This window comes from Roseateles sp. T103 (assembly GCF_057219915.1).
This window is the reverse complement of record NZ_JBXVVS010000004.1, coordinates 121669-143145: the sequence shown is the minus strand read 5'-3', so window position 1 is coordinate 143145 and position 21477 is coordinate 121669. Positions and strand designations below refer to the sequence as shown.

19 protein-coding genes are annotated in these 21477 nt (G+C 66.6%); 17 read left to right on the top strand and 2 right to left on the bottom strand.

Annotation, left to right across the window (positions count from 1 at the left end):
- From fabG to nagZ, 13 genes are all read left to right on the top strand, one after another.
- Entirely contained in the window at positions 1-741 is a 741-nt protein-coding gene (gene fabG / locus AC2EBS_RS13130; RefSeq protein WP_484728871.1) for a 3-oxoacyl-ACP reductase FabG, read from the top strand.
- 140 nt (positions 742-881) lie between these two features.
- Entirely contained in the window at positions 882-1121 is a 240-nt protein-coding gene (gene acpP, locus AC2EBS_RS13125; RefSeq protein WP_195796395.1) for an acyl carrier protein, read from the top strand.
- A 44-nt stretch (positions 1122-1165) separates the two neighbouring features.
- Positions 1166-2410: a beta-ketoacyl-ACP synthase II gene (gene fabF, locus AC2EBS_RS13120; protein ID WP_484728870.1), complete on the top strand. Its 1245-nt coding sequence runs from the start codon at positions 1166-1168 to the stop codon at positions 2408-2410.
- A gap of 641 nt (positions 2411-3051) precedes the next feature.
- The gene (locus tag AC2EBS_RS13115) at positions 3052-4461 is read left to right on the top strand and encodes a DegQ family serine endoprotease (RefSeq protein WP_484728869.1); all 1410 of its coding nucleotides are present in this window, start codon (positions 3052-3054) and stop codon (positions 4459-4461) included.
- Positions 4462-4989: 528 nt separating this feature from the next.
- Entirely contained in the window at positions 4990-6798 is a 1809-nt protein-coding gene (gene lepA, locus AC2EBS_RS13110; RefSeq protein ID WP_484728868.1) for a translation elongation factor 4, read from the top strand.
- A 5-nt stretch (positions 6799-6803) separates the two neighbouring features.
- The gene (lepB, locus tag AC2EBS_RS13105) at positions 6804-7778 is read left to right on the top strand and encodes a signal peptidase I (RefSeq protein WP_484728867.1); all 975 of its coding nucleotides are present in this window, start codon (positions 6804-6806) and stop codon (positions 7776-7778) included.
- 35 nt (positions 7779-7813) lie between these two features.
- Entirely contained in the window at positions 7814-8173 is a 360-nt protein-coding gene (locus AC2EBS_RS13100) for a DUF4845 domain-containing protein (RefSeq protein ID WP_484728866.1), read from the top strand.
- Positions 8174-8189: 16 nt separating this feature from the next.
- Complete coding sequence (rnc, locus tag AC2EBS_RS13095) at positions 8190-8897, top strand: ribonuclease III (RefSeq protein ID WP_484728865.1); 708 nt, start codon at positions 8190-8192, stop codon at positions 8895-8897.
- A gap of 29 nt (positions 8898-8926) precedes the next feature.
- Positions 8927-9862 carry a GTPase Era gene (gene era / locus AC2EBS_RS13090; protein ID WP_484729136.1) on the top strand — a complete coding sequence of 312 codons (936 nt, stop codon included), beginning with the start codon at positions 8927-8929 and terminating at the stop codon, positions 9860-9862.
- Between the two features lie 132 nt (positions 9863-9994).
- Positions 9995-10765: a DNA repair protein RecO gene (recO, locus tag AC2EBS_RS13085; RefSeq protein WP_484728864.1), complete on the top strand. Its 771-nt coding sequence runs from the start codon at positions 9995-9997 to the stop codon at positions 10763-10765.
- 21 nt (positions 10766-10786) lie between these two features.
- Positions 10787-11569 carry a pyridoxine 5'-phosphate synthase gene (locus AC2EBS_RS13080; protein WP_484728863.1) on the top strand — a complete coding sequence of 261 codons (783 nt, stop codon included), beginning with the start codon at positions 10787-10789 and terminating at the stop codon, positions 11567-11569.
- 174 nt (positions 11570-11743) lie between these two features.
- Positions 11744-12139 carry a holo-ACP synthase gene (gene acpS / locus AC2EBS_RS13075; RefSeq protein ID WP_484728862.1) on the top strand — a complete coding sequence of 132 codons (396 nt, stop codon included), beginning with the start codon at positions 11744-11746 and terminating at the stop codon, positions 12137-12139.
- A 29-nt stretch (positions 12140-12168) separates the two neighbouring features.
- On the top strand, positions 12169-13239 hold the full coding sequence (gene nagZ, locus AC2EBS_RS13070) for a beta-N-acetylhexosaminidase (RefSeq protein WP_484728861.1): 1071 nt from the start codon (positions 12169-12171) through the stop codon (positions 13237-13239).
- Between the two features lie 224 nt (positions 13240-13463).
- Here the strand turns inward: nagZ and AC2EBS_RS13065 are convergent, their stop codons facing one another.
- A complete protein-coding gene (locus AC2EBS_RS13065; protein ID WP_484728860.1) occupies positions 13464-16421 on the bottom strand; it encodes an Rne/Rng family ribonuclease in 2958 nt (985 codons plus the stop codon).
- Between the two features lie 817 nt (positions 16422-17238).
- Between AC2EBS_RS13065 and AC2EBS_RS13060 the strand changes: the two genes are divergently transcribed.
- The 4 genes from AC2EBS_RS13060 (at position 17239) to AC2EBS_RS13045 (ending at position 20367) form a co-directional block, all read left to right on the top strand.
- A complete protein-coding gene (locus AC2EBS_RS13060; protein WP_484728859.1) occupies positions 17239-18195 on the top strand; it encodes an RluA family pseudouridine synthase in 957 nt (318 codons plus the stop codon).
- Positions 18196-18203: 8 nt separating this feature from the next.
- Positions 18204-18869, top strand: coding sequence for an HAD family hydrolase (locus tag AC2EBS_RS13055; RefSeq protein ID WP_484728858.1), 666 nt, complete (start codon positions 18204-18206; stop codon positions 18867-18869).
- A gap of 12 nt (positions 18870-18881) precedes the next feature.
- Positions 18882-19271, top strand: coding sequence for a Rieske (2Fe-2S) protein (locus AC2EBS_RS13050; protein WP_484728857.1), 390 nt, complete (start codon positions 18882-18884; stop codon positions 19269-19271).
- Positions 19272-19350: 79 nt separating this feature from the next.
- On the top strand, positions 19351-20367 hold the full coding sequence (locus AC2EBS_RS13045) for a S49 family peptidase (RefSeq protein ID WP_484728856.1): 1017 nt from the start codon (positions 19351-19353) through the stop codon (positions 20365-20367).
- Here AC2EBS_RS13045 and AC2EBS_RS13040 read toward each other — a convergent pair.
- The gene (locus tag AC2EBS_RS13040; RefSeq protein ID WP_484728855.1) at positions 20333-21160 is read right to left on the bottom strand and encodes a DUF2325 domain-containing protein; all 828 of its coding nucleotides are present in this window, start codon (positions 21158-21160) and stop codon (positions 20333-20335) included. The two genes, AC2EBS_RS13045 and AC2EBS_RS13040, sit on opposite strands and share 35 nt — an antisense overlap.
- Positions 21161-21477: the final 317 nt, after the last annotated feature.

Here is a 21477-nt window from a genome sequence, read left to right as displayed (position 1 = left end):
ATGACTGAAACGACGAAGCAAGTCGCGCTGGTCACCGGCGCCAGCCGTGGCATCGGCCGCGCCATCGCGCTGCATCTGGCGCGCCAGGGCTACACCGTGGTCGGCACCGCGACCAGCGAATCCGGCGCTGCCGGCATCGGCGCGGCGTTGGCCGAGTTCGGTGGCCGCGGCATCGTCCTCAATGTCAACGACGCGGCCGCCTGCGATGCGGCAATCGACGAGATCGTCAAGGCCGAAGGCGGCCTGCAGGTGCTGGTGAACAACGCCGGCATCACGCGCGACACGCTGGCCATGCGCATGAAGGACGAGGATTGGGACGCGGTGCTGGACACCAATCTCAAGGCCGTGTTCCGCATGAGCCGCGCCGTGATGCGCACGATGATGAAGCAGCGCTACGGCCGCATCGTCAACATTACTTCGGTGGTTGGTGCCTCTGGCAACCCGGGGCAGGCAAACTACGCGGCGGCCAAGGCTGGCGTGGCGGGCATGACACGTTCGCTGGCGCGCGAACTCGGCAGCCGCGGCATCACCGTCAACTGTGTCGCCCCCGGCTTCATCGCCACCGACATGACCGAGGTGCTGCCCGAGGCGCAGAAGTCGGCGCTGCTGGCGCAGATCCCGGTCGGTCGCCTGGGTGCGCCGGAGGAGATCGCCGCCGCGGTGGCCTTCCTGGCGTCCAAGGAAGCCGCCTACATCACGGGTACCGAACTGCATGTCAACGGAGGCATGTTCATGAACTGAGGCGGACGCATCCCGCGTCCGCCCACCGGATTCGCCCGGCCGGTGAAGGCACTGGACCCCTGACGCAGCCAAGCTTAGGCGCGTCACTCTAGTGCCTTAGAATCCCGGGCTGTTCCTAGCAAACCCCTCTTGGAGGAGTCATGAGCGATATCGAAGCACGTGTCAAGAAAATCATCGCCGAGCAACTCGGCGTGCCTGAGTCCGATGTGACCAATGAGAAGGCCTTCGTGGCTGATCTGGGCGCCGACTCGCTGGACACCGTGGAACTGGTGATGGCCCTGGAAGACGAGTTCGGCATCGAGATCCCGGACGAGGAAGCCGAGAAGATCACCACCGTGCAGCTGGCGATCGACTACGCCGTCAAGCACCAGAAGGCCTGAGCGCACGGCGCTCTCGCTTTCCCATCAACTGATTCCCGTACCGCATGAGCCGTCGTCGCGTCGTCGTCACCGGTCTCGGCCTGATCAGCCCCGTGGGCAACACGGTGGCCGAAGGCTGGGCGAACATCCTGGCCGGTCAGTCCGGCATCGACCGCATCACTCGTTTCGATGCCAGCAACTTCGCTTGCCAGTTTGCCGGTGAGGTGAAGGGCTTCGACGTTGGAGCCTACATCTCCAGCAAGGAAGCGCGGACGATGGACACCTTCATCCACTACGGCATGGCAGCAGCCATCCAAGCCGTGCAGGATGCGGGTCTGCCGACGGGCGATCAGTTGAGCGAAGAGGCGGCCGAGCGCATCGGCGTGCTGGTGGGATCGGGCATCGGCGGCCTGCCGATGATCGAGGAGACCCATGCCGAGCTGACCAATCGCGGTCCGCGTCGCATCTCGCCGTTCTTCGTGCCGGCCTCGATCATCAACATGATCTCGGGCCATGTCTCCATCAAGTACGGCTTCCAGGGACCGAACCTGGCGATCGTGACGGCCTGCACCACGGGTCTGCACTGCATCGGCGAAGCGGGCCGCTTGATCGAGTACGGCGATGCCGATGTGATGATCGCTGGCGGCGCCGAGTCGACCGTTTCGCCGCTGGGCATCGGCGGCTTCGCAGCAGCCCGTGCACTATCTACGCGCAATGACGATCCCAAGACCGCGTCCCGCCCCTGGGACAAGGATCGCGACGGCTTCGTTCTGGGCGAGGGTGCCGGCGTGCTGGTGCTCGAGGAATATGAACACGCGAAGAAGCGCGGCGCCAAGATCTACGCCGAGCTCGCCGGCTTCGGCATGGGTGCGGACGCGTACCACATGACTGCGCCGAACGTTGACGGACCGAAGCGCTCGATGCGCGCGGCCCTGCGCAATGCCGGGCTGAACCCGGATCAGATCCAGTACATGAACGCTCACGGCACCTCGACGCCGCTGGGCGATGTCAACGAGACGAACGCCATCAAGCTGGCTTTCGGCGACCATGCCAAGAAGATGGTGGTCAGCTCGACCAAGTCGATGACCGGCCACCTGCTCGGCGGCGCCGGCGGCATTGAGTCGGTGTTCACCACGCTGGCCGTGCACAACCAGATCGCCCCGCCGACGATCAACATCTTCAACCAGGATCCCGAGTGCGACCTGGACTACTGCGCCAATGCAGCGCGCGAGATGAAAATCGACTACGCCGCGAAGAACAACTTCGGCTTCGGCGGCACCAACGGCACTCTGATCTTCAAGCGCATCTGATGCGCTGACTCAGCCCATGCAGCCTGCGCTGCGCTCGCCGCCTGCGTTCGAAGTGAGCGTTGGCGGCGATTTTGTTTGGCGCGCGCTGTGCGCGTGTCTCTATGGGCTGACCGCAGCGGCCTTGACGGCTTGGGCGAGCGCTCACCAACCGGTGCCAGGCTCGCTAACGGTCGGCGCCAGCCTGCTGTTGATCGTCTTGTCGGCTTGGTTGGGCTGGCGTCTCGCTGCGCAGCCCGCTTGCCGCTTGCGCTGGGACGGGCAAACCTGGCAACTGGTCGAGCCGGGTCGAGAGGGCAAGACCATTGCGGTCGACGTGAGGCCGGCGATCGAGCTCGATTCATGGCTGATGCTCTGGCTGACACCTGTGGACTGCAACCCATTGATGTGGCCCCATCTTGAGAGTCGACTGCTTCGTCTCGAGCGGTATGCCGCGGGACCTCATTGGCTGTTGCTTCGCGCTACGCTACATACGGCCAGGACTCGACGGCTCGCGCCCGCGGCAGGTGGCACTCAACCCTGATCCGGCAGCGCAGCAGCGATTGCTCTATCCTCGCTGCCGTTCAACAGCGAGAGCATCCATGGTCAGTCTCCCAGTGCACCCCCTGCCTGTCACTCCGCCTTTGCGCCGACTTGCCCATGCGATGGGCCTGCTGCTGACGGCCCTGCTGCTGGGCATGCTTCCGATCGGAGCTCCCCACGCCGAGGCCCGAGACCTGCCTGACTTCACCGATCTGGTGGAGCGCGCCGGACCTTCGGTCGTCAACATCCGTACCGCGGAGCGTGTGCGCGGCTCGCAGGCCACGCCCGAGATCGACGAGCAGATGCAGGAACTGCTGCGGCGCTTCGGCATCCCGCTGCCTAACCAGCGTCGTGGTGCGCCGCGCGGTGATGACGACGCGCCACAGCGGCGCGGTGTGGGCTCGGGATTCATCCTCAGCGCCGATGGGTTCGTGATGACGAATGCGCATGTCGTGGATGGCGCGGACGAGGTGACTGTCACGCTGACCGACAAGCGCGAGTTCAAGGCCAGGCTGATCGGCACCGATGCGCGTACCGACGTGGCAGTGCTCAAGATCGAGGCTAGCGGCTTGCCCGCGGTGAAGATCGGCGACGTCGGCCGGCTGCGTGTCGGCGAGTGGGTGCTGGCCATCGGCTCGCCGTTCGGCTTCGACAGCACGGTCACTGCCGGCATCGTCAGTGCTAAGGCGCGCGACACCGGCGAACTCCTGCCCTTCATACAGACCGATGTGGCGATCAACCCGGGCAACTCGGGCGGACCGCTGCTCAATATGCGCGGCGAGGTGGTTGGCATCAACTCGCAGATCTACAGTCGCTCGGGTGGCTTCATGGGCATTTCCTTCGCCATCCCGATCGACGAGGCGATGCGCGTGGCCGATCAGCTGCGCGGTACCGGGCGGGTCACGCGCGGCCGCATCGGGGTGTTGCCCGATGACCTAAGCAAGGAGGTTGCTGAAGCCATAGGACTGGGGCGGCCCAATGGTGCACTGGTACGCAGCGTGGTCGAGGGCAGCCCGGCGGAGAAGGCGGGCGTGGAACCCGGCGATGTCATCACCCGCTTCGATGGCAAGCCCGTCGACCGCGCCAGCGAACTCCGGCGCCTGGTCGCTGCCACCAAGCCCGGCAGCAAAGTAGCCATGCAGGTATTCCGCCGTGGTAACGTCAAAGAGCTCATCGTCACTGTCGCCGAACTCAGCGAGGAGCGCCCGCGGACCGCGACCGAGAATGGGTCGTCCCAGCCTGTGCCCGTGCAGACCGGTGCCCTAGGCCTGACTGTTGCCGATCTCAGCGATGCGAGCCGGCGCGAACTGAAGGTGCGCGGTGGCGCCCGCGTGACCGCCGCCGAGGGACCGTCGGCGCGGGCGGGCCTGCGCGAGGGCGACGTGATCCTCTCCGTCAACAATCAGGAGGTGAGCAGTGCAAAGCAGTTGCAGAGCCTGTTGCTTGGCCTTGAAAGAGGCGGCAAGCCGGTGAGCCTGCTGGTTCGGCGCGACGGCGCGGTCAGCTTCGTGCTCGTCAGGCCGCAACGTTGACCCGGAAGCGCTGGCTTGAGGCGTTGTGACTAGCCGACTGGCACGGGGGGTCTTTTCGCGAGGCAGGATTTTGTTTCATATCCGAATTCCGCTGGCGGAATGAAACAAGATGTTTGCGCTTGCTGACTTCTCGTCGCGGACGGCATTGCGTCGCCAGACAGATAGAATCCGTATGTTGAAGTGTCCGTTTTGAGTTGCCCGCAATCTGAACGGGACCGTTCGCGCTGTGGGTGGCAACTGTGCCACATGAATTGTGGATAAGTTGTTGACAAGATCATGTTGGCCAGTCGCAACGCGTGGATTGGCGCGGCTTCCCGCCTTCCGGCCCCTGGGGTTTTGGCTACAATGAAAGCCCAACAAGCAGTTGCCAAAAGTTTTGTTGGAAGGCGCGTCACCACTTTCGACGTGCCTTTTTTTTATGTCCGGCCGGGCCGTCGCGGCACCGCCGATAGGCCGCGCCAGCGAGTGCATCTTGTGCAGCGGCGAGACTGCTGAAGTACTGCGCCCGCCAGGGCTGCGACTGAGTCCATGAATCACATCCGCAACTTTTCCATCATTGCCCACATCGACCACGGCAAGAGCACGCTCGCTGATCGAATCATCCAAAGGTGCGGCGGTCTCTCCGACCGCGAGATGGAAGCGCAGGTGCTGGACTCGATGGACATCGAGCGCGAGCGCGGTATCACCATCAAGGCGCAGACTGCAGCGCTGAAGTACACGGCGCGCGACGGCAAGACCTACAACCTGAACCTGATCGATACGCCGGGGCATGTGGACTTCTCCTACGAGGTGAGCCGTTCGCTGTCGGCCTGCGAGGGTGCCTTGCTCGTCGTGGATGCCAGCCAGGGTGTGGAAGCGCAGACGGTGGCGAACTGCTACACCGCGCTGGACCTTGGCGTCGAGGTCATCCCGGTGCTCAACAAGATGGACCTGCCGCAGGCCGATCCAGAGCGAGCCAAGGAAGAGATCGAAGACGTCATCGGCATCGATGCGGCCGACGCGATTCCCTGCTCGGCCAAGACCGGTCTGGGCATCGACGACATCCTTGAGGCGATCATTGCCCGCATGCCTCCGCCTCGGGGCCAGGCCGAGGCGCCGCTGCGCGCGATGATCATCGACAGCTGGTTCGACAACTATGTCGGCGTGGTGATGCTGGTGCGGGTCGTCGACGGCAGTCTGAAGAAGGGCGAGCGCATCCGCATGATGGCCACCAATGCCGTCTATCCGGCGGAGCAGCTGGGCGTGTTCACGCCCAAGAGCGAATCGCGCGACCAGCTCAATGCCGGCGAGGTGGGCTTCATCATCGCGGGCATCAAGGAGCTGGCGGCGGCCAAGGTGGGTGACACCATCACCGTCGAGAAGAAGCTGCCGAACAACCTCGGTCCGGCCGAATCGCCGCTGCCGGGTTTCAAGGAGATCCAGCCGCAGGTGTTCGCCGGCCTCTATCCGACCGAGGCCAGCGAGTACGACCAGCTGCGCGACGCGCTTGAAAAGCTCAAGCTCAACGACGCGTCGCTGCGCTTCGAACCCGAGGTCTCGCAGGCGCTGGGCTTTGGCTTCCGCTGCGGCTTCCTGGGCCTGCTGCACATGGAGATCGTGCAGGAGCGCCTAGAGCGCGAATTCGACCAGGACCTGATCACCACGGCCCCCAGCGTGGTCTACGAAGTGGAGCTGGGCGACGGCACGGTGCTGGAGGTGGAGAACCCCTCGAAGATGCCCGAGCAGGGCAAGATCCAGGAGATCCGCGAGCCCATCGTCACCGTGCACCTTTACATGCCGCAGGAATACGTAGGCCCGGTGATGACGCTGGCCAACCAGAAGCGCGGCGTGCAGATCAATATGGCCTACCACGGTCGGCAGGTCATGCTGACCTACGAAATCCCGCTGGCCGAGATCGTGCTGGACTTCTTCGACAAGCTGAAGTCGGTGTCGCGGGGCTATGCCTCGATGGACTACGAGTTCAAGGAGTACCGCGCCTCCGACGTGGTCAAGGTGGACATGTTGATCAACGGCGACCGCATCGATGCGCTCTCACTGATCGTGCACCGCACGCAGGCGCAGTTCCGCGGCCGCCAGGTGGCGGCCAAGATGCGCGAGATCATCCCGCGCCAGATGTATGACGTGGCCATCCAGGCCGCCATTGGCGCCAACATCATCGCTCGCGAGAACATCAAGGCGCTGCGCAAGAACGTGCTGGCAAAATGCTACGGCGGCGACATCACCCGCAAGCGCAAGCTGCTGGAAAAGCAGAAGGCGGGCAAGAAGCGCATGAAGCAAATCGGTTCGGTGGAGGTGCCGCAAGAAGCCTTCCTGGCCATCCTCCAAGTTGAAGAATGAATGCCATGAGTGCACTGACCGGCGTGCTGTACGCCGCCCTGATCGTCTACCTGGGCGGCTGGTACACCGGCTACTGGAGCGGCAATTTCTCGCTGCTGCTCTTCATCCTCAGCAGCGTGACGCTGGCCTATTGGCTGGCCGAGCGCTTCCATTTCAAGCCCGCTCGCGAGCGCGCTGCGGCTCGATTGGTCGAGGCTGACCAGCAACGCCGCGAGCGACTGGCCGAGCAAGGCATCACCCGTGTGGACGGCGATGTCGAGCCTGCGCGTGAAGCGCTGCTGCGTCAGCCTTGGTGGCTGGACTGGACCGCCGGGCTGTTCCCGGTGATCCTGGCGGTGTTTCTGCTGCGCTCCTTCCTGTTCGAGCCTTTCAAGATTCCGTCCGGATCGATGGTGCCGACGCTGCTGGTGGGCGACCTGATTCTGGTGAACAAGTTCCACTACGGCGTGCGCCTCCCGGTGATCAACAAGAAGATCATCGAGAACAACGCGGTCAAGCGTGGTGACGTGATGGTGTTCCGCTACCCCGAGGACCCCAGCGTCGACTACATCAAGCGCGTCGTCGGCATCCCGGGCGACGAGGTGGCCTATGTGAACCAGCGCCTGTTCCTCAACGGCCAGCCGGTGCCTATACAGCCGCAGGGCGACTTCTACGACGAGGACAGCATGTCCTACCGTGCCCGCTTCACCGAGAAGCTGGGCGAGGCCGAGCATCAGATCCTTGTCGACCCGCGCCGCACGCCGCTGTTCCGCCCCGACCGGCTCGGAGGCCCTTTCCCGTATCAGGACAACTGCCGCTACAGCCCTGAGGGCGTCGTGTGCAAAGTGCCCCAGGGCCATTACTTCATGCTCGGCGACAACCGTGACAACTCGCGCGATTCCCGCTTCTGGGGTTTCGTGCCTGACGAGAACATCGTCGGCAGAGCCTTCTTTGTTTGGATGAATTTCGGTAACCTCAAGCGCATTGGCGGCTTCAACTGAAGCGCTGCGACTTCCTGTCGAAAGGGACTCAATCCATGCATAGCGCCAAGCCTCGGCAACGCGGTGTCACCCTGATCGGTCTGGTCTTCTGGGCGGTGCTGATCGCATTTGGCGGCGTGCTGCTGGCCCGGGTGTTTCCGAGCGTGATGGAGTACTACACGATCGAGAAGGCAGTGAACAAGATTGCCCAGGGCAATCCGGCCACGGTGCCGGCTGCACGGGCCGAGTTCGAGCGGATCAAGCAGGTGGAGTACTCGATCCAGAGCATCAGCGGCCAGGATCTGGTGATCACCAAGGAGAACGACCGCGTGAAGATCCGCTTCGCCTACGACAAACTGATCGACGTTGCCGGCCCGGTCTTCCTGCTCATCAAGTACGAAGGGGAGTCGCGCTGAGGCGGCGACTGCTCGCATGGCCAGTCCTGCACTCGACTCGCTGCAGCAACGCATCGGCTACCGCTTCAAGGACGCGGCGCTGCTTCAGCGCGCGCTGACGCACCGCAGTTTCGGTGCCGAGCACAACGAGCGCCTCGAGTTCCTCGGCGACGCGGTGCTGAGCCTGACGGTCTCCAGCCTGCTCTACGAGCGCTACGCGGGGTCGGACGAGGGTGATCTGACGCGTATCCGCGCCCACCTCGTGCGCGAGGACAGCCTGCACCGCCTGGCGCTACAGCTGGGCCTGCCCGAAGTGCTCCGTCTGTCCGAGGGCGAAGCCCGCGGCGGCGGCGCGCAGCGGCCTTCCATCCTGGCTGATGCGCTCGAGGCGGTGATCGGCGCGGCCTTTCTCGATGGCGGCTATCCGGCCGCGCGCGAGATCGTCAAGGCCTTGCTCTCCGAAGTGATCGCCGGCAGCCGCAGCGAAAGCTGGGCCAAGGACGCGAAGACGGCGCTGCAGGAGTGGTTGCAGGCCCGTCGCCTGGCCGTGCCCAGCTACCGCATCACCGAGACGCGCGGTCAGGCGCATGCGCAGATCTTCACCGTCGAATGCGCGGTGCCGGCGTTGAACATGATGAGTCAAGGCGAAGGCCGCTCGCGCCGCGCGGCGGAACAGGATGCCGCGCGTCGCCTGCTCGACGAACTGATATCCCGCGACAAGCCTGGTTCAGGCTTGCGCGACTGAGGAGGGCGGCCTTGAGCCGCGACAACAGCATGACCCAAGCCCAGCACGAGCCGCCGCACGGCGAGGACGGCCCCACTGATCAGCCCGCGCATCGCTGCGGCCTGATCGCCATCGTCGGCCGCCCCAATGTGGGCAAGTCCACGCTGATGAACGCGCTGGTCGGCCAGAAGGTCAGCATCACCTCGGCCAAGGCACAGACCACGCGTCACCGCATCACCGGCGTGCGTACCGTCGATGAGGCGCAGTTCGTCTTTGTCGACACGCCTGGCTTCCAGACCAAGCACAACGCGGCGCTCAACCGCAATCTCAATCGCACCGTGCATGGCGTGCTGTCGGACGTGGATCTGGTGCTCTTCGTGGTCGAGGCCGGAAGATTCGGGCTCGACGATGCCAAGGTTCTGGCGCTGCTGCCCGAGGACCGGCCGGTCGTGCTGATTGCCAACAAGCTGGACGCGGTGCATCGCCGTGCCGAGTTGGCGCCCTGGCTCAAGAGCATGCAGGAGCGGCGCAACTTCGCCGAGTTCGTGCCGCTGTCGGCCAAGAAGCCTGCCGATGTGCAGCGCCTGTTCAAGATCCTCAAGCCCTACCTGCCCGAGCAGGTCTGGTTCTATGACGAAGACGCGCTAACCGACCGCAGCGAGAAGTTCCTCGCCAGCGAGATCATCCGCGAGAAGCTCTTCCGCCTGACCGGCGACGAGCTGCCCTACACCTCCACCGTCGTGATCGACAAGTGGGAGGACGAGGGCAATCTGCGCCGCATCAGCGCGTCCATCATCGTGGAGCGCGACGCCCACAAGGGCATGGTCATCGGCCAGGGGGGCGAGCTGCTCAAGCGCATCGGTTCCGAGGCGCGCCAGGAGCTCGAACACCTGATGGACGGTCGCGTCTTCCTCGAGCTGTGGGTCAAGGTGCGCTCGGGCTGGGCCGATAGCGAGGAGCATCTGCGCTCCTACGGCTACGAGTGAGATGAGTCCCCCAGTCGCTGCGCTCCTGCCCCGCGGACCCGCTGGGGCTGCTGCTCGGCCCCCCGGACCCGCAGGGGCCGCTATCCGGCCCTTTGGCGCCGCCCGGCTTGGGACGGCCCAGCGCCGGGCGTGATGCGTCGCTCGCCAGCAGTTCAGCAGGCCTTCGTCCTGCACCACTACGACTGGAGCGAGAGCAGCCAGGTACTGGACCTGTTCACGCGCGAGCAGGGGCGCATGGCCGTGGTCGCCAAGGGCGCCAAGCGGCCGTACTCGCAGCTGCGTGCCGTGCTGCTGCCCTTTCAGCGCATCCAGGTCGCCCTGTCCAAGCCGCTCAAGCGGGAGGACGAGGACGCGCCCGAGGTGGTCACGCTGCGCAGCGCCGAGTGGGCCGGCGGCAGCGTGCTGCCCGCGGGTGCGGCGCTGTTCTCGGCCTATTACCTCAACGAGCTGCTGATGAAGTTCCTGGCTCGCCAGGACCCGCATCCGGCGCTGTTCGATGCCTATGCAGCCACGCTGGCACAGCTGCGCGACGGTGATGACGCCGCAGCACAGGCGGCCTTGCGTGCCTTCGAGCTGCGCCTGCTGGCCGAGGTGGGCCTGCTGCCCGAGCTGAGTCTGGTGACCGTCACACAGCAGCCGCTGCTCGCGCAACGCGCCTATGCGATCTCGCCCGAGTCCGGCGTGATCGAGGCGAGCAACGGCGAGGCGCCGCTCGACGGTGCCACGCTGGTGCAGCTGCAGGCCGCGCTGATGCACGGCAGCATGGCGGCGCTGCAGCACGCCTGCCTGGGTGCGCTGCCGGCGCTGAAGACCGCGCTGCGCGGCCTGCTTCACTATCATCTGGGCCACCGGCCCCTGCGCAGCCGGCAGGTCATGCTGGACCTGCAGCGGCTCCACGACTGAACACTCCTCGCCACGACTTCAATGAACCCGCTCGTCGCCCCTGAATCCGGCTCGCACGACAGCCGCTGCAAGCTCTCTGTCAACGTCAACAAGGTCGCGCTGCTGCGCAATACCCGCCACATCGGCATCCCCAGCGTGCTGCGCGCTGCCGAGATCTGCCTGCAGGCGGGTGCGCAAGGCATCACCGTGCATCCGCGTCCCGATGGCCGCCACATCCGCGCGCACGACGTGCACGAGCTGGCCGAACTGCTCAAGACCTGGCCCCAGGCCGAGTACAACATCGAAGGCAACCCGACGCAGAACCTGATGGACTATGTGCGCGCGCTGCGGCCGCAGCAGGTGACCTTCGTGCCCGATGCCGAGGACCAGTTCACCTCCGACCATGGCTGGAACCTGCCGGCCGACATGGAGCGGCTCGCGCCGCTGATCCAGGAGTGCAAGAGCCTGGGCGTGCGTGTCAGCCTGTTCATGGATCCGCTGCCCGAGGCCATGCCCTACGTCGCTCAGCTGGGCGCGGACCGCATTGAGCTCTACACCGAGAGCTACGCCAGCGCCTGGGGCACGCCGCGCCAGGCCGAGGTGCTCGCCGGCTTCACCGCTACGGCCCGTGCCGCGCTGGCCCTGGGTCTGGGCATCAATGCTGGCCATGATCTGAACCGCGACAACCTGACCACCTTCCTGCGCGAGGTGCCCGGCGTGCAGGAGGTCTCGATCGGCCACGCGCTGATCGCCGATGCGCTGGAGCTCGGCTACGCCGAGACGGTGCGCGACTACCAGCGCTGCATCCAGCGCGCGTATGTGTGAGCCCCTCGCCCAATCGCGCCCCGCTGAACGCCGGCGCGCCTGGGCGATCCCCCACGTGGATGGCGATGCTTGCGGCATCGGGCCGCAAGCACATCGCCAGCGCGGGCCGGCTTGGGGCGGCCCGGCGCTCGGCCCGAGTTTCCTGACTCCAGCAGCAATGCTGAGACAACTGACATGATCTACGGCATCGGCACCGACATCTGCGACATCCGCCGCGTGCGCGAGACCTTGGCGCGGCGCGGCGAGCGCTTTGCCGAGAAGGTGCTGGGCCCCAACGAGCTCGCGGTGTTCCGCCATCGCCGCGCCAAGGTCGAGGCGCGCGGTGTGGCCTACTTGGCGACGCGTTTCTCGGCCAAGGAGGCTTTTTCCAAGGCCATCGGCCTGGGCATGCGCATGCCGATGACCTGGCGCGCCTGCGAGATCCTCAACATCGCCAGCGGCAAGCCGGAGATCCGCCTGCATGGCGAGCTGGGCGCCTGGTTCGAAGCCAAGCGTCTGCGCGCCCATGTGACGGTGAGCGACGAGAGCGACTACGCCTGCTCTTTCGTGGTCGTCGAGACCTGCGACTGAAACCTCAAGCCTGAAATGGGCAGACATCGATGAGTGACACCTTGCAGCATGCACCGCTGGTGCTGGACATCGCCGGACTTGAACTCGACGCCAACGACCGCCGCCGCCTTGCGCATCCGCTGGTCGGCGGCCTGATCCTGTTCGCGCGCAACTACGCCAGCCGCGGCCAGCTCACCGAGCTCACCGCCGAGATCAAGAGCATCCGCCCCGATGTGCTGATCGCGGTGGACCACGAAGGTGGCCGCGTGCAGCGTTTCCGCAGCGACGGCTTCACGCAGCTGCCGGCGATGCGCACGCTGGGCACGCTGTGGATGCACGACGCACTGCGCGCCACCGTGGCCGCCACCGCCACCGGCTATGTGCTGGCCGCGGAGTTGCGCGCCTGCGGCGTGGACTTCAGCTTCACGCCGGTGCTGGACCTGGACTTCGGTCAGAGCAGCGTGATCGGCGAGCGCAGCTTCCACCGTGATCCGCGCGTCGTCGCGATGCTGGCCAAGAGCCTGATGCAGGGCCTGCTGCTGGCCGGCATGGGCAGCTGCGGCAAGCACTTCCCCGGCCATGGCTTCGTCGAGGCCGACAGCCATGTGGCCATACCCGTGGACAAGCGCAGCCTCAAGAGCATCCTCGGCGAGGACGCCAAGCCCTATGAATGGCTCGGTCTGGGCCTGTCGGCGGTGATGCCGGCGCATGTGATCTATCCGAAGGTGGACAAGCGCCCGGCCGGCTTCAGCCGCCGCTGGCTGCACGACATCCTGCGCGAGCAACTCGGCTTCGGCGGCGCGATCTTCAGCGACGACCTCGGCATGGCCGGCGCCCGCGTGCTCGAAGGCAAGGCGATCGGCTACACCGAAGCGGCGCTTGCCGCCCTCAACGCCGGCTGCGATCTGGTGCTGCTGTGCAACCAGTCGAATGTGGGCAAAGGCGAAGCCATTGACGAGCTGCTCGCCGGCCTCGAAGCCGCCGCTGGTCGCGGCGAATGGACACCCGACCCCGACAGCGAATCACGCCGCCTCGACCTGCTGCCGCAGACCGCGCCGCTGACCTGGGACGAGCTGATGCGCAGCCCGCGCTATCTCGCCGCGGTCGAGCGACTGGCTTAGCAAGGACGGCACGCAGCCCAAAGAAGAAGACGCCGCCCGGGCGTAAGCCCGAGGCGGCGTCTTCGCTTAGAGCCGACGTCCGAGGGTCCGGCTCTGCCGGCCCTACGGATGTGGCAAGGCACGGAGGCCTTGCCCCTCGCCAGGCACGAACAGTGCTCAGGACTGTCCGTGTCCGGGCTCGGCCCCCTTGAGGGGGCGCGCGTCAGCGCGTAGGGGGTGGGCCTTTACTGCTCGAAAGGCAGCTTGATCTGCGCGAGATCCTTGCGGGTCTCGACCAGCACCAGCGGGCCTTCGTCGAGCACCACCAGCGGCGGACGCTCGCGTGGCACGTGCACGGGCTTGGGCTCGGCGGCGATGGCCTCCTGCGCGGCGCGGATCTTCTCGGCGTCCGAGTTGACCCACTCCATGCCCGCACCCTGGGCCAGCGCCTGCAGCTCGCCGATCGGCAGCTCGTACTTCGGCTGCGGGGCCGGGGCAGCGGCAGGCGCTGCCGCAGGGGCTGCGACCGGCGCGGGTGCTGCCGGGGCCGCTGCAGGTGCGGCAGCTTCGGCAATCAGCGGGGCTTGCACCGGCGCGGCGGCGACAGCAGCTTCGGCGGCTGCCTCGTCGCCTGCTGCCGGCGCGGCTGCGCTCTCTTCGCCCTGGTCCTCGCGACGCTCGCGACGATAGCGGTCGCGGCTGCGACGGCGGCGGCCCTGGCCATCGCCGGCGCCTTCCTCGCGCTCCTCGGCGGCGCCTTCGCTGCCTGCCTCGGCCGCGGCTTCGGCGGCCGCAGCCACGGGCTCCTCGACGGCGGCTTCCTCATTGCCTTCGATCGCCTCGGTGCTGCCGCCTTCCTGGCCGCGACCTTCGCCACCGCGGCCGCCACGACGGCGACGACGCCGACCCTGGCGCTGCTGCTCGTCCTGGCCTTCGCCCGCTGCCTGCGGCGCGCCGCCTTCAGCGGCCAGCTCGTTGGGTTGCGTATCGGCAAAGGCGTTGGCGCTCACCAGCTGTTCCTGCTCGGGTGCGTCGGGCGACGCGGCGAGTTCGAGGCCGGCCTGCTGCGGCTGCTGCTGCTGCTCGCCACCGCGGCGCTGTTCGCCACGCTGACGACGGCCTTCGCCTCGCTCACCGCCGCGCTCGCCGCGCTGTGCCTGCTGGCCGTTGCCGGCGGTCTGCTCCGCTGCCGCTGCCTCGGGGCGGCCTTCGCCGCGACGGCCACCGCGCTCGCCACGCTCAGCACGTTCACCGCGTTCCGAGCGCTCGCCGCGCTCACCACGTTCGCCGCGCTGGCCCTCGGCCTTCTGGCCGTTGCCACCACCGCGGCGTTCGCTGCCGCGCTCGCCGCGACGGCCACCGCGTTCGCCGCGGCCGCCTTCTCGCTTGCCCTGGCCTTCCTTGGCCGGGCGCTCGCCGGCTTCAGCCGGCTTGGCTTCGGCGGCGCTGCTGGCCACTGCGGGCTCGGCGCTCTCGCCGCCGAAGATCTTCTTGATCCAGCCGAAGAAGCCGCCACCGGCCGGCGCAGGCGCAGCGGCCGGGGCCACAGGCGCTGCCACGGCCACCGGCTCGGGCTTGGGCGGAGCGATGGGTGCCGGCTGCTCGGGCAGGATGCCCTTGATCACCGGTTCCTGCTTGTTGGTCTTGCCGGCGTCGCGACGGCGGGTGATGCCCACCTCGTCGTCCGGCTCCTCGATCATCGTGTAGCTGGCCTGCAGGTTCTCCAGGCGCGGGTCGTCGTGGCGCAGGCGTTCCAGCTTGTAGTTCGGCGTCTCGAGGTGCTTGTTGGGCACCAGCAGCACGGTGACGCGCTGCTTGAGTTCGATCTTGGTGATCTCGGTGCGCTTCTCGTTGAGCAGGAAGGAAGTCACTTCCACCGGCACCTGCACATGCACGGCGGCGGTGTTGTCCTTCATGGACTCTTCCTGGACCATGCGCAGGATCTGCAGTGCCGAGCTTTCGGTGTCGCGGATGTGGCCGGTGCCGTTGCAGCGCGGGCAGGTGATGTGGCTGCCTTCGGACAGGGCCGGGCGCAGGCGCTGGCGGCTCAGTTCCAGCAGGCCGAACTTGCTGATCGAGCTGAACTGCACGCGGGCGCGGTCCTGGCGCAGCGCGTCGCGCAGGCGCTGTTCGACCTCGCGGCGGTTCTTCGACTCTTCCATGTCGATGAAGTCGACAACGATCAGGCCGCCCAGGTCGCGCAGGCGCATCTGGCGCGCGATCTCGTCGGCGGCTTCCAGATTGGTGCGTGTCGCGGTCTCCTCGATGTCGCCGCCGCGCGTGGCGCGCGCCGAGTTGACGTCCACCGAGACCAGGGCCTCGGTGTGGTCGATCACGATGGCGCCGCCGGAGGGCAGGTTGACCGTGCGGCTGAAGGCCGTCTCGATCTGGTGCTCGATCTGGAAGCGACTGAACAGCGGCGCGTCGTCGCGGTAGCGCTTCACGCGATGGCCCTGGTCGGGCATCACGTGGTTCATGAACTGGTGCGCCTGCTCGAACAGGTCGTCGGTGTCGATCAGGATCTCGCCGATGTCCGAGGTGAAGTAGTCGCGGATCGCGCGGATCACCAGGCTGGACTCCTGGTAGATCAGGAAGGCGCCCTTGCCGCCTTTGGCCGCCTCGTCGATGGCGGACCAGAGCTTGAGCATGTAGTTCAGGTCCCACTGCAGCTCGGCCGCGCTGCGGCCGATGCCGGCAGTGCGCGCGATCAGGCTCATGCCCTTGGGGTACTCGAGCTGGTCGAGGTTCTCCTTGAGTTCCTCGCGCTCTTCGCCCTCGATGCGGCGCGAGACGCCGCCACCGCGCGGGTTGTTGGGCATCAGCACCAGATAGCGTCCGGCCAGCGAGACGAAGGTGGTCAGCGCCGCACCCTTGTTGCCGCGCTCTTCCTTCTCCACCTGGACCAGCAGCTCCTGGCCTTCTTTGATCGCGTCCTGGATCTTCGCGTTGCGCACGTCGGTGCCATCGCGGAAGTACTGACGGGCGATTTCCTTGAAGGGCAGGAAGCCGTGGCGGTCTTCGCCGTAGTCGACGAAGCAGGCTTCGAGCGAAGGCTCGACCCGCGTCACCACGGCTTTGTAGATATTGCCCTTGCGCTGTTCCCGGCCTTCGATCTCGGTCTCGAAGTCGAGCAGCTTCTGGCCATCGACGATCGCGAGGCGCCGCTCTTCCGGCTGCGTCGCATTGATCAGCATGCGTTTCATGTCGTCACTCCTCGCGCACCTAGGGTCGATCTCTCGACCGCAAGGCGCGCAGCATCACTCCGCCGACGCGGAATGCCAGGCATCCCGCGGGGCGACTCATCGATGCACGTGCTGACGTGGAGGAACCGAGGAAGGAATCGCCCTGGACTTGTCGGGATCGTGTCGATCAGCCGACAAGCGTTGGCGCATGCGTCATGACAGCAATTGGCGGAGCTGCGTCCCCGTCTCCTGAACGCGCGGCATCCCAGTGCGGCGCGGCCCGGCCACGGCCAAAGCTGCCAGCCTCGCCGGCCATCATGGGCCGGGGCTGCACGCGCGAGCGGTGGGGGGTGGAGGAGGTCGGGGAGTTCATCCGCGAAGGCTGCTTGGCGCTGGTCCGAGGTCGGGGGGAACCGCTTGAAGTCGCGCTCCGCCACGGCCTCGAGCCGTGTAAACCTTATTGTCTTGCCAGCACGGCCCGCATCGCACTTCGATGGTGGGGCCGGCTCGGCGGGTTCTTTCTACGATCGCACTGCCACGCCAGTCACGAAACCGCCCTGTCACTTGGGGACAGGGCCCGCCTCGCAGTCTGGCGCGTTGCATCACCGCTTGTCAGGCATGACCACAGGCCATGCCTGCCACCCTGGCGCCGCCTGACTCTCGATCCGCCCAGCTAAAATTAGGCAAATCAAATACTTACGGCGCAAAAGTGGTTCAAAAGATTATAAGGGCTAAAGCCAGCGCCAAGTCCGCCCAGAAGGGTGAGCATCCGCCAACGCGTCGGCTGTCACCGACAGTCGCGACGCCGGCCGCAAAGAAGAGCAGCCCTGCGGCCACCGTGCCTGCCGTTCGCCTGGTCGAGGTCGACGAAGGCAGTGCGGGCCAGCGCCTGGACAACTTCCTGCTGCGCGAGCTCAAGGGCGTGCCCAAGACCCATGTCTACCGGGTGATCCGCGCCGGCGAGGTGCGGGTCAACAAGGGCCGGGCCCAGGCCGACACCCGGCTGGAGCTGGGCGACATCGTGCGCATACCGCCCGTGCGCCTGCCCGAAAAGCCCGCCGCCGAAACGGCTTTCGTGCCAGCCAAGGAGTTCCCGGTCGTCTTCGAGGACGAGCACCTGATCGTCGTTGACAAGCCGGCCGGCGTGGCGGTGCACGGCGGCTCGGGCGTGAGCTTCGGCGTGATCGAGCAGTTGCGCCAGGCCCGGCCCGGCGCCAAGTTCCTGGAGCTGGTGCATCGGCTGGACAAGGAGACCTCCGGGCTGCTGCTGATCGCCAAGAAGCGCAGCGCACTGACCGCCTTGCAGGACCAGTTCCGCGGCCGCGAGACCGGCAAGACCTATGCGGCGCTGGTCATCGGCGACTGGGCCGAGAGCAAGAAGGTGATCGACGTGGCGCTGCACAAGTTCGTCGGCGCCGATGGCGAGCGCCGCGTGCGCGCGGTGACCAGCTCGCACGACACGGCCGCAGAGCAGGCCAAGCGTTCGATCAGCATCGTGAAGGTGATCCAGCGCCTGCCCGGCTACACGCTGCTGGACGTGACCATCAAGACCGGTCGCACCCACCAGATCCGCGTGCACCTGGCGCATGAGGGGCACCCGATCGTCGGCGACCCCAAGTACGGCGACTTCGAGGCCAACCGCGCCTTGGCGCGCGGGCCGCTGCGCTTCGAGCGCATGTTTCTGCATGCGCGGCGGCTGCGCTTTGTCCACCCGGCCAGTGGGCAGGAAATCGAGCTCGCCGCACCCCTTCCGCCCGAATGTGAGAAGCTGCTGAGCCAGCTGAAGAGCGCCTGAGACCAACGATGAATTCCCGTCCCCGCCAGTTCGATCTGATCGTTTTCGATTGGGATGGCACCTTGTTCGACTCCACCGCGCTGATCACGCGCTGCATCCAGGCCGCGGCCGTCGATCTCGGTCTGCCGCGGCCCAGCGACGAACAGGCCAGCTATGTGATCGGCCTGGGCCTTCACGAAGCGCTGGCTCACGCGGTGCCGGGCCTGCCGCGCGAGCGCTATGGCGAGCTGGGCCTGCGCTACCGGCACCACTACTTTGCCGCCCAGCACGAGGTGACGCTGTTCAAGGGCGTGCTGGACATGCTGGCGGCGCTGAAGGATCGGCATCACTGGTTGGCGATCGCCACGGGCAAGAGCCGCCGCGGCCTGGACGAGGCGCTGAAGACTGTGGACCTGCGCCATGTCTTCGACGGCAGCCGCACCGCCGACGAAACCGCCGGCAAGCCCGATCCGCGCATGCTCGAGGAGCTGATGCGCGAGTTCGGTGCCGAGCCCGAGCGCACGCTGATGATCGGCGACACCGTGCACGACCTGCAACTGGCCATCAACGCCGGCACGGCCAGCGTCGGCGTGGCCTACGGCGCGCACGATCACGAGAGCTTCGATGCCTACCAGCCGCTGCACATCGCCCATGACGTGCCCGATCTGCAAGGCTGGCTGCTGCGCCATGCCTGAGCTGGACCGCGCATGAGCGACACCGACAAGAGCGAGCAGGCCCAGGCGCTGTGCGCCTCCGCCGAACTGGAGGAGCGCGGCCGCGCCTTCGTCTTCGATGTGATGCAGTTCCGCCAGCCAGCGCGCGCTTTTGCGCTGCGCTACGACGGCGAGGTCCACGCCTACCTGAACCGCTGCGCGCATGTGCCGGTCGAGATGGACTGGCAGGAAGGCGAGTTCCTCGACCGCGACAAGCGCTACATCATGTGTTCCATCCATGGCGCGGTCTATGAGCCCACGACCGGCCACTGCGTGATGGGCCAGTGTGGCCGGCGCGGCCTGACCAAGATCCGCGTCAGCGAGAGCGGCGGGCAGGTCTATTGGTATCCTTCGCGCGACACCCGGCCCGCCTTCGAGGATTGAGCGATGCCCGCCATCGATCTGCATCCGACCGAACTGCGCGGTGCGTGCCCAAGCTTCCCAGAGCCCTTGCCTTCCTGACATGACGCCCAACGACGATCTGCCGCCTGCAATTCCTGATCCGCAGGTCGACACACCCAAGCCTGCGGGAGCCACCGCGGCCGCGCCTGCGGCGGGTGCCGCCCACGAGGCGCTGCTTGCCCAGTTCGCGCGCGACTATCTGGCTGACCGCCGCAGCGAGCGTCGCTGGCGCGTGTTCTTCCGCCTCGCCTGGCTGGTGCTGGTCGCGGCGCTGTTGTGGTTCCTCTTCGTCGGGCAGCATCCGGGCAAGCCGCCGCTGACCCCGCATACCGCATTGATCGAGGTGCGCGGCGAGATTGCCGTCGACAGCGAAGCCAGTGCCGAGCTGCTGCTGTCCGCCTTGAAGAGCGCCTTCGAGGACGAGGGTGCGCAGGCGGTGGTGCTGCGCATGAATTCGCCCGGCGGCAGTCCGGTGCAGGCTGGGATCGTCCATGACGAGATCAAGCGTCTCAAGGCCAAGCATGGCAAGAAGGTCTATGCGGTGGTCGAGGAGGTCTGTGCCTCTGGTGCCTACTACATCGCCGCGGCTGCCGACGAGATCTTTGTCGACAAGGCTTCCGTCGTGGGCTCGATCGGCGTGCTGATGGACGGCTTTGGCTTCAATGGCCTGATGGGCAAGCTCGGCGTGGAGCGGCGGCTGATCGCAGCGGGTAACAACAAGGGCATGCTCGACCCGTTCTCGCCAGAGGATCCGCAGCAGCGCGCCTATGCCCAGGCCATGCTGGACCAGATTCACCAGCAGTTCATCCGCGTCGTCCGTGAAGGGCGCGGGACGCGGCTGAAGGAGACACCGGAGACCTTCTCGGGGCTGTTCTGGAACGGCGAGGAGGCGGTTCGCCTGGGCTTGGCCGATGGTCTGGGTACGCTGGACTTCGTTGCGCGCGAGTTGGTGAAGGCCGAGGAAGTCATCGACTACACGCCGCACCCCAATATTGCCGACCGCCTGGCCAAGCGCTTCGGCGTCGGGGTGGGCGAGGCGATGGTCAAGACGATGCGTTCGGCTGGCGCGATCCGCTGAGCGCGGCCGCATCGCCGGCCGGCGCCGGCGCGATGCGCAGTTGGGTGAGTGCGCGCTGCAGGCTCGAGGCGCTGGGCTTGTCGACAAAGACACACTGCTTGCCGTGGCGCTTGCAGTGGTCCTTCACCCGCCAATAGGCATCGTGGCTGATGCAGCCGGTCTGGCAGATCACCAGATCGGCGGCGGCCAGACTGGCATCCAGCCGTGTTTGCGCGTCTTCCTCGCCGCCATCGTGGTGCAGGAAGCGACCGCCGGTACGCTCGATCAGCTGGCGGTAGATCGGCACCACCGAAGGTCGCCCACCGACGCAGAGCACCGCGCGTTCGTCCAGCGCGGGCAGCGGGCGGTCGGTCTCTGGCTGGCTGGCCTCGGTGGCCACCATGGCCAGCGCGCTTGCATGTGCAGCTTCGGCCTCATCGGCGCGGCGACGCTCTCGCGCCGCCTGCTCGCGCGCCTCTGCCAGGCCTAGCCCGAGCTGTTCCAGGCGATGCTGCAGCAGCTGCAGCTGCTCGGCCTGCGCCTGCCGTCGCCGCAGGCCGGGTTCGGCGGCATGCAGCCGTGCCAGTTCATCGCGAAGCGCCGCCAGCTCGGTGTCGCGAGCCAGCAGCTCGCCGCGCAGGCGCAGCAGTTCGTTCTGTTGTTGCTCGATCTGGCGCGCGCGCTCGGCCAGAAGCTGGGTCGAGCGGGATTGTGCGCGTGCAAGTTCGCGGCCCAGCACGGCGTTTTCTTCGCGCAAGGCGTCCAGGCGCTGCAGATCGGCACGGTTCGAGACGCCGACCTGGTGCTGCAGCATGTGAATGTCGCGCAGTACCCGCTCCTGCAGGGCGCCGTCGCAGCGCGCATGGCACAGGGTGGCCCAAAGGGCGCCAGCGACGTCTCCACTGTCTTGAGTTGCCCCTTGCCACCATCTGCACAAGGCCTCGCTGTCTTTGCAGGCTGATGCCTGCCGCACCGCGAGGGCGTAGCGGGACTCGAGTTCCCGCTGCAGCAGTTCCGCCACCGCTGTGCGTTGACTGCATTCCTGGATCGCGCCGCAGTGCAGCTCGTAGTCGGAGCCGAGTGGATCGCTGCCCAAGGTCTTGCCAAGTCGGCGGCGCAGCACTGGCATGG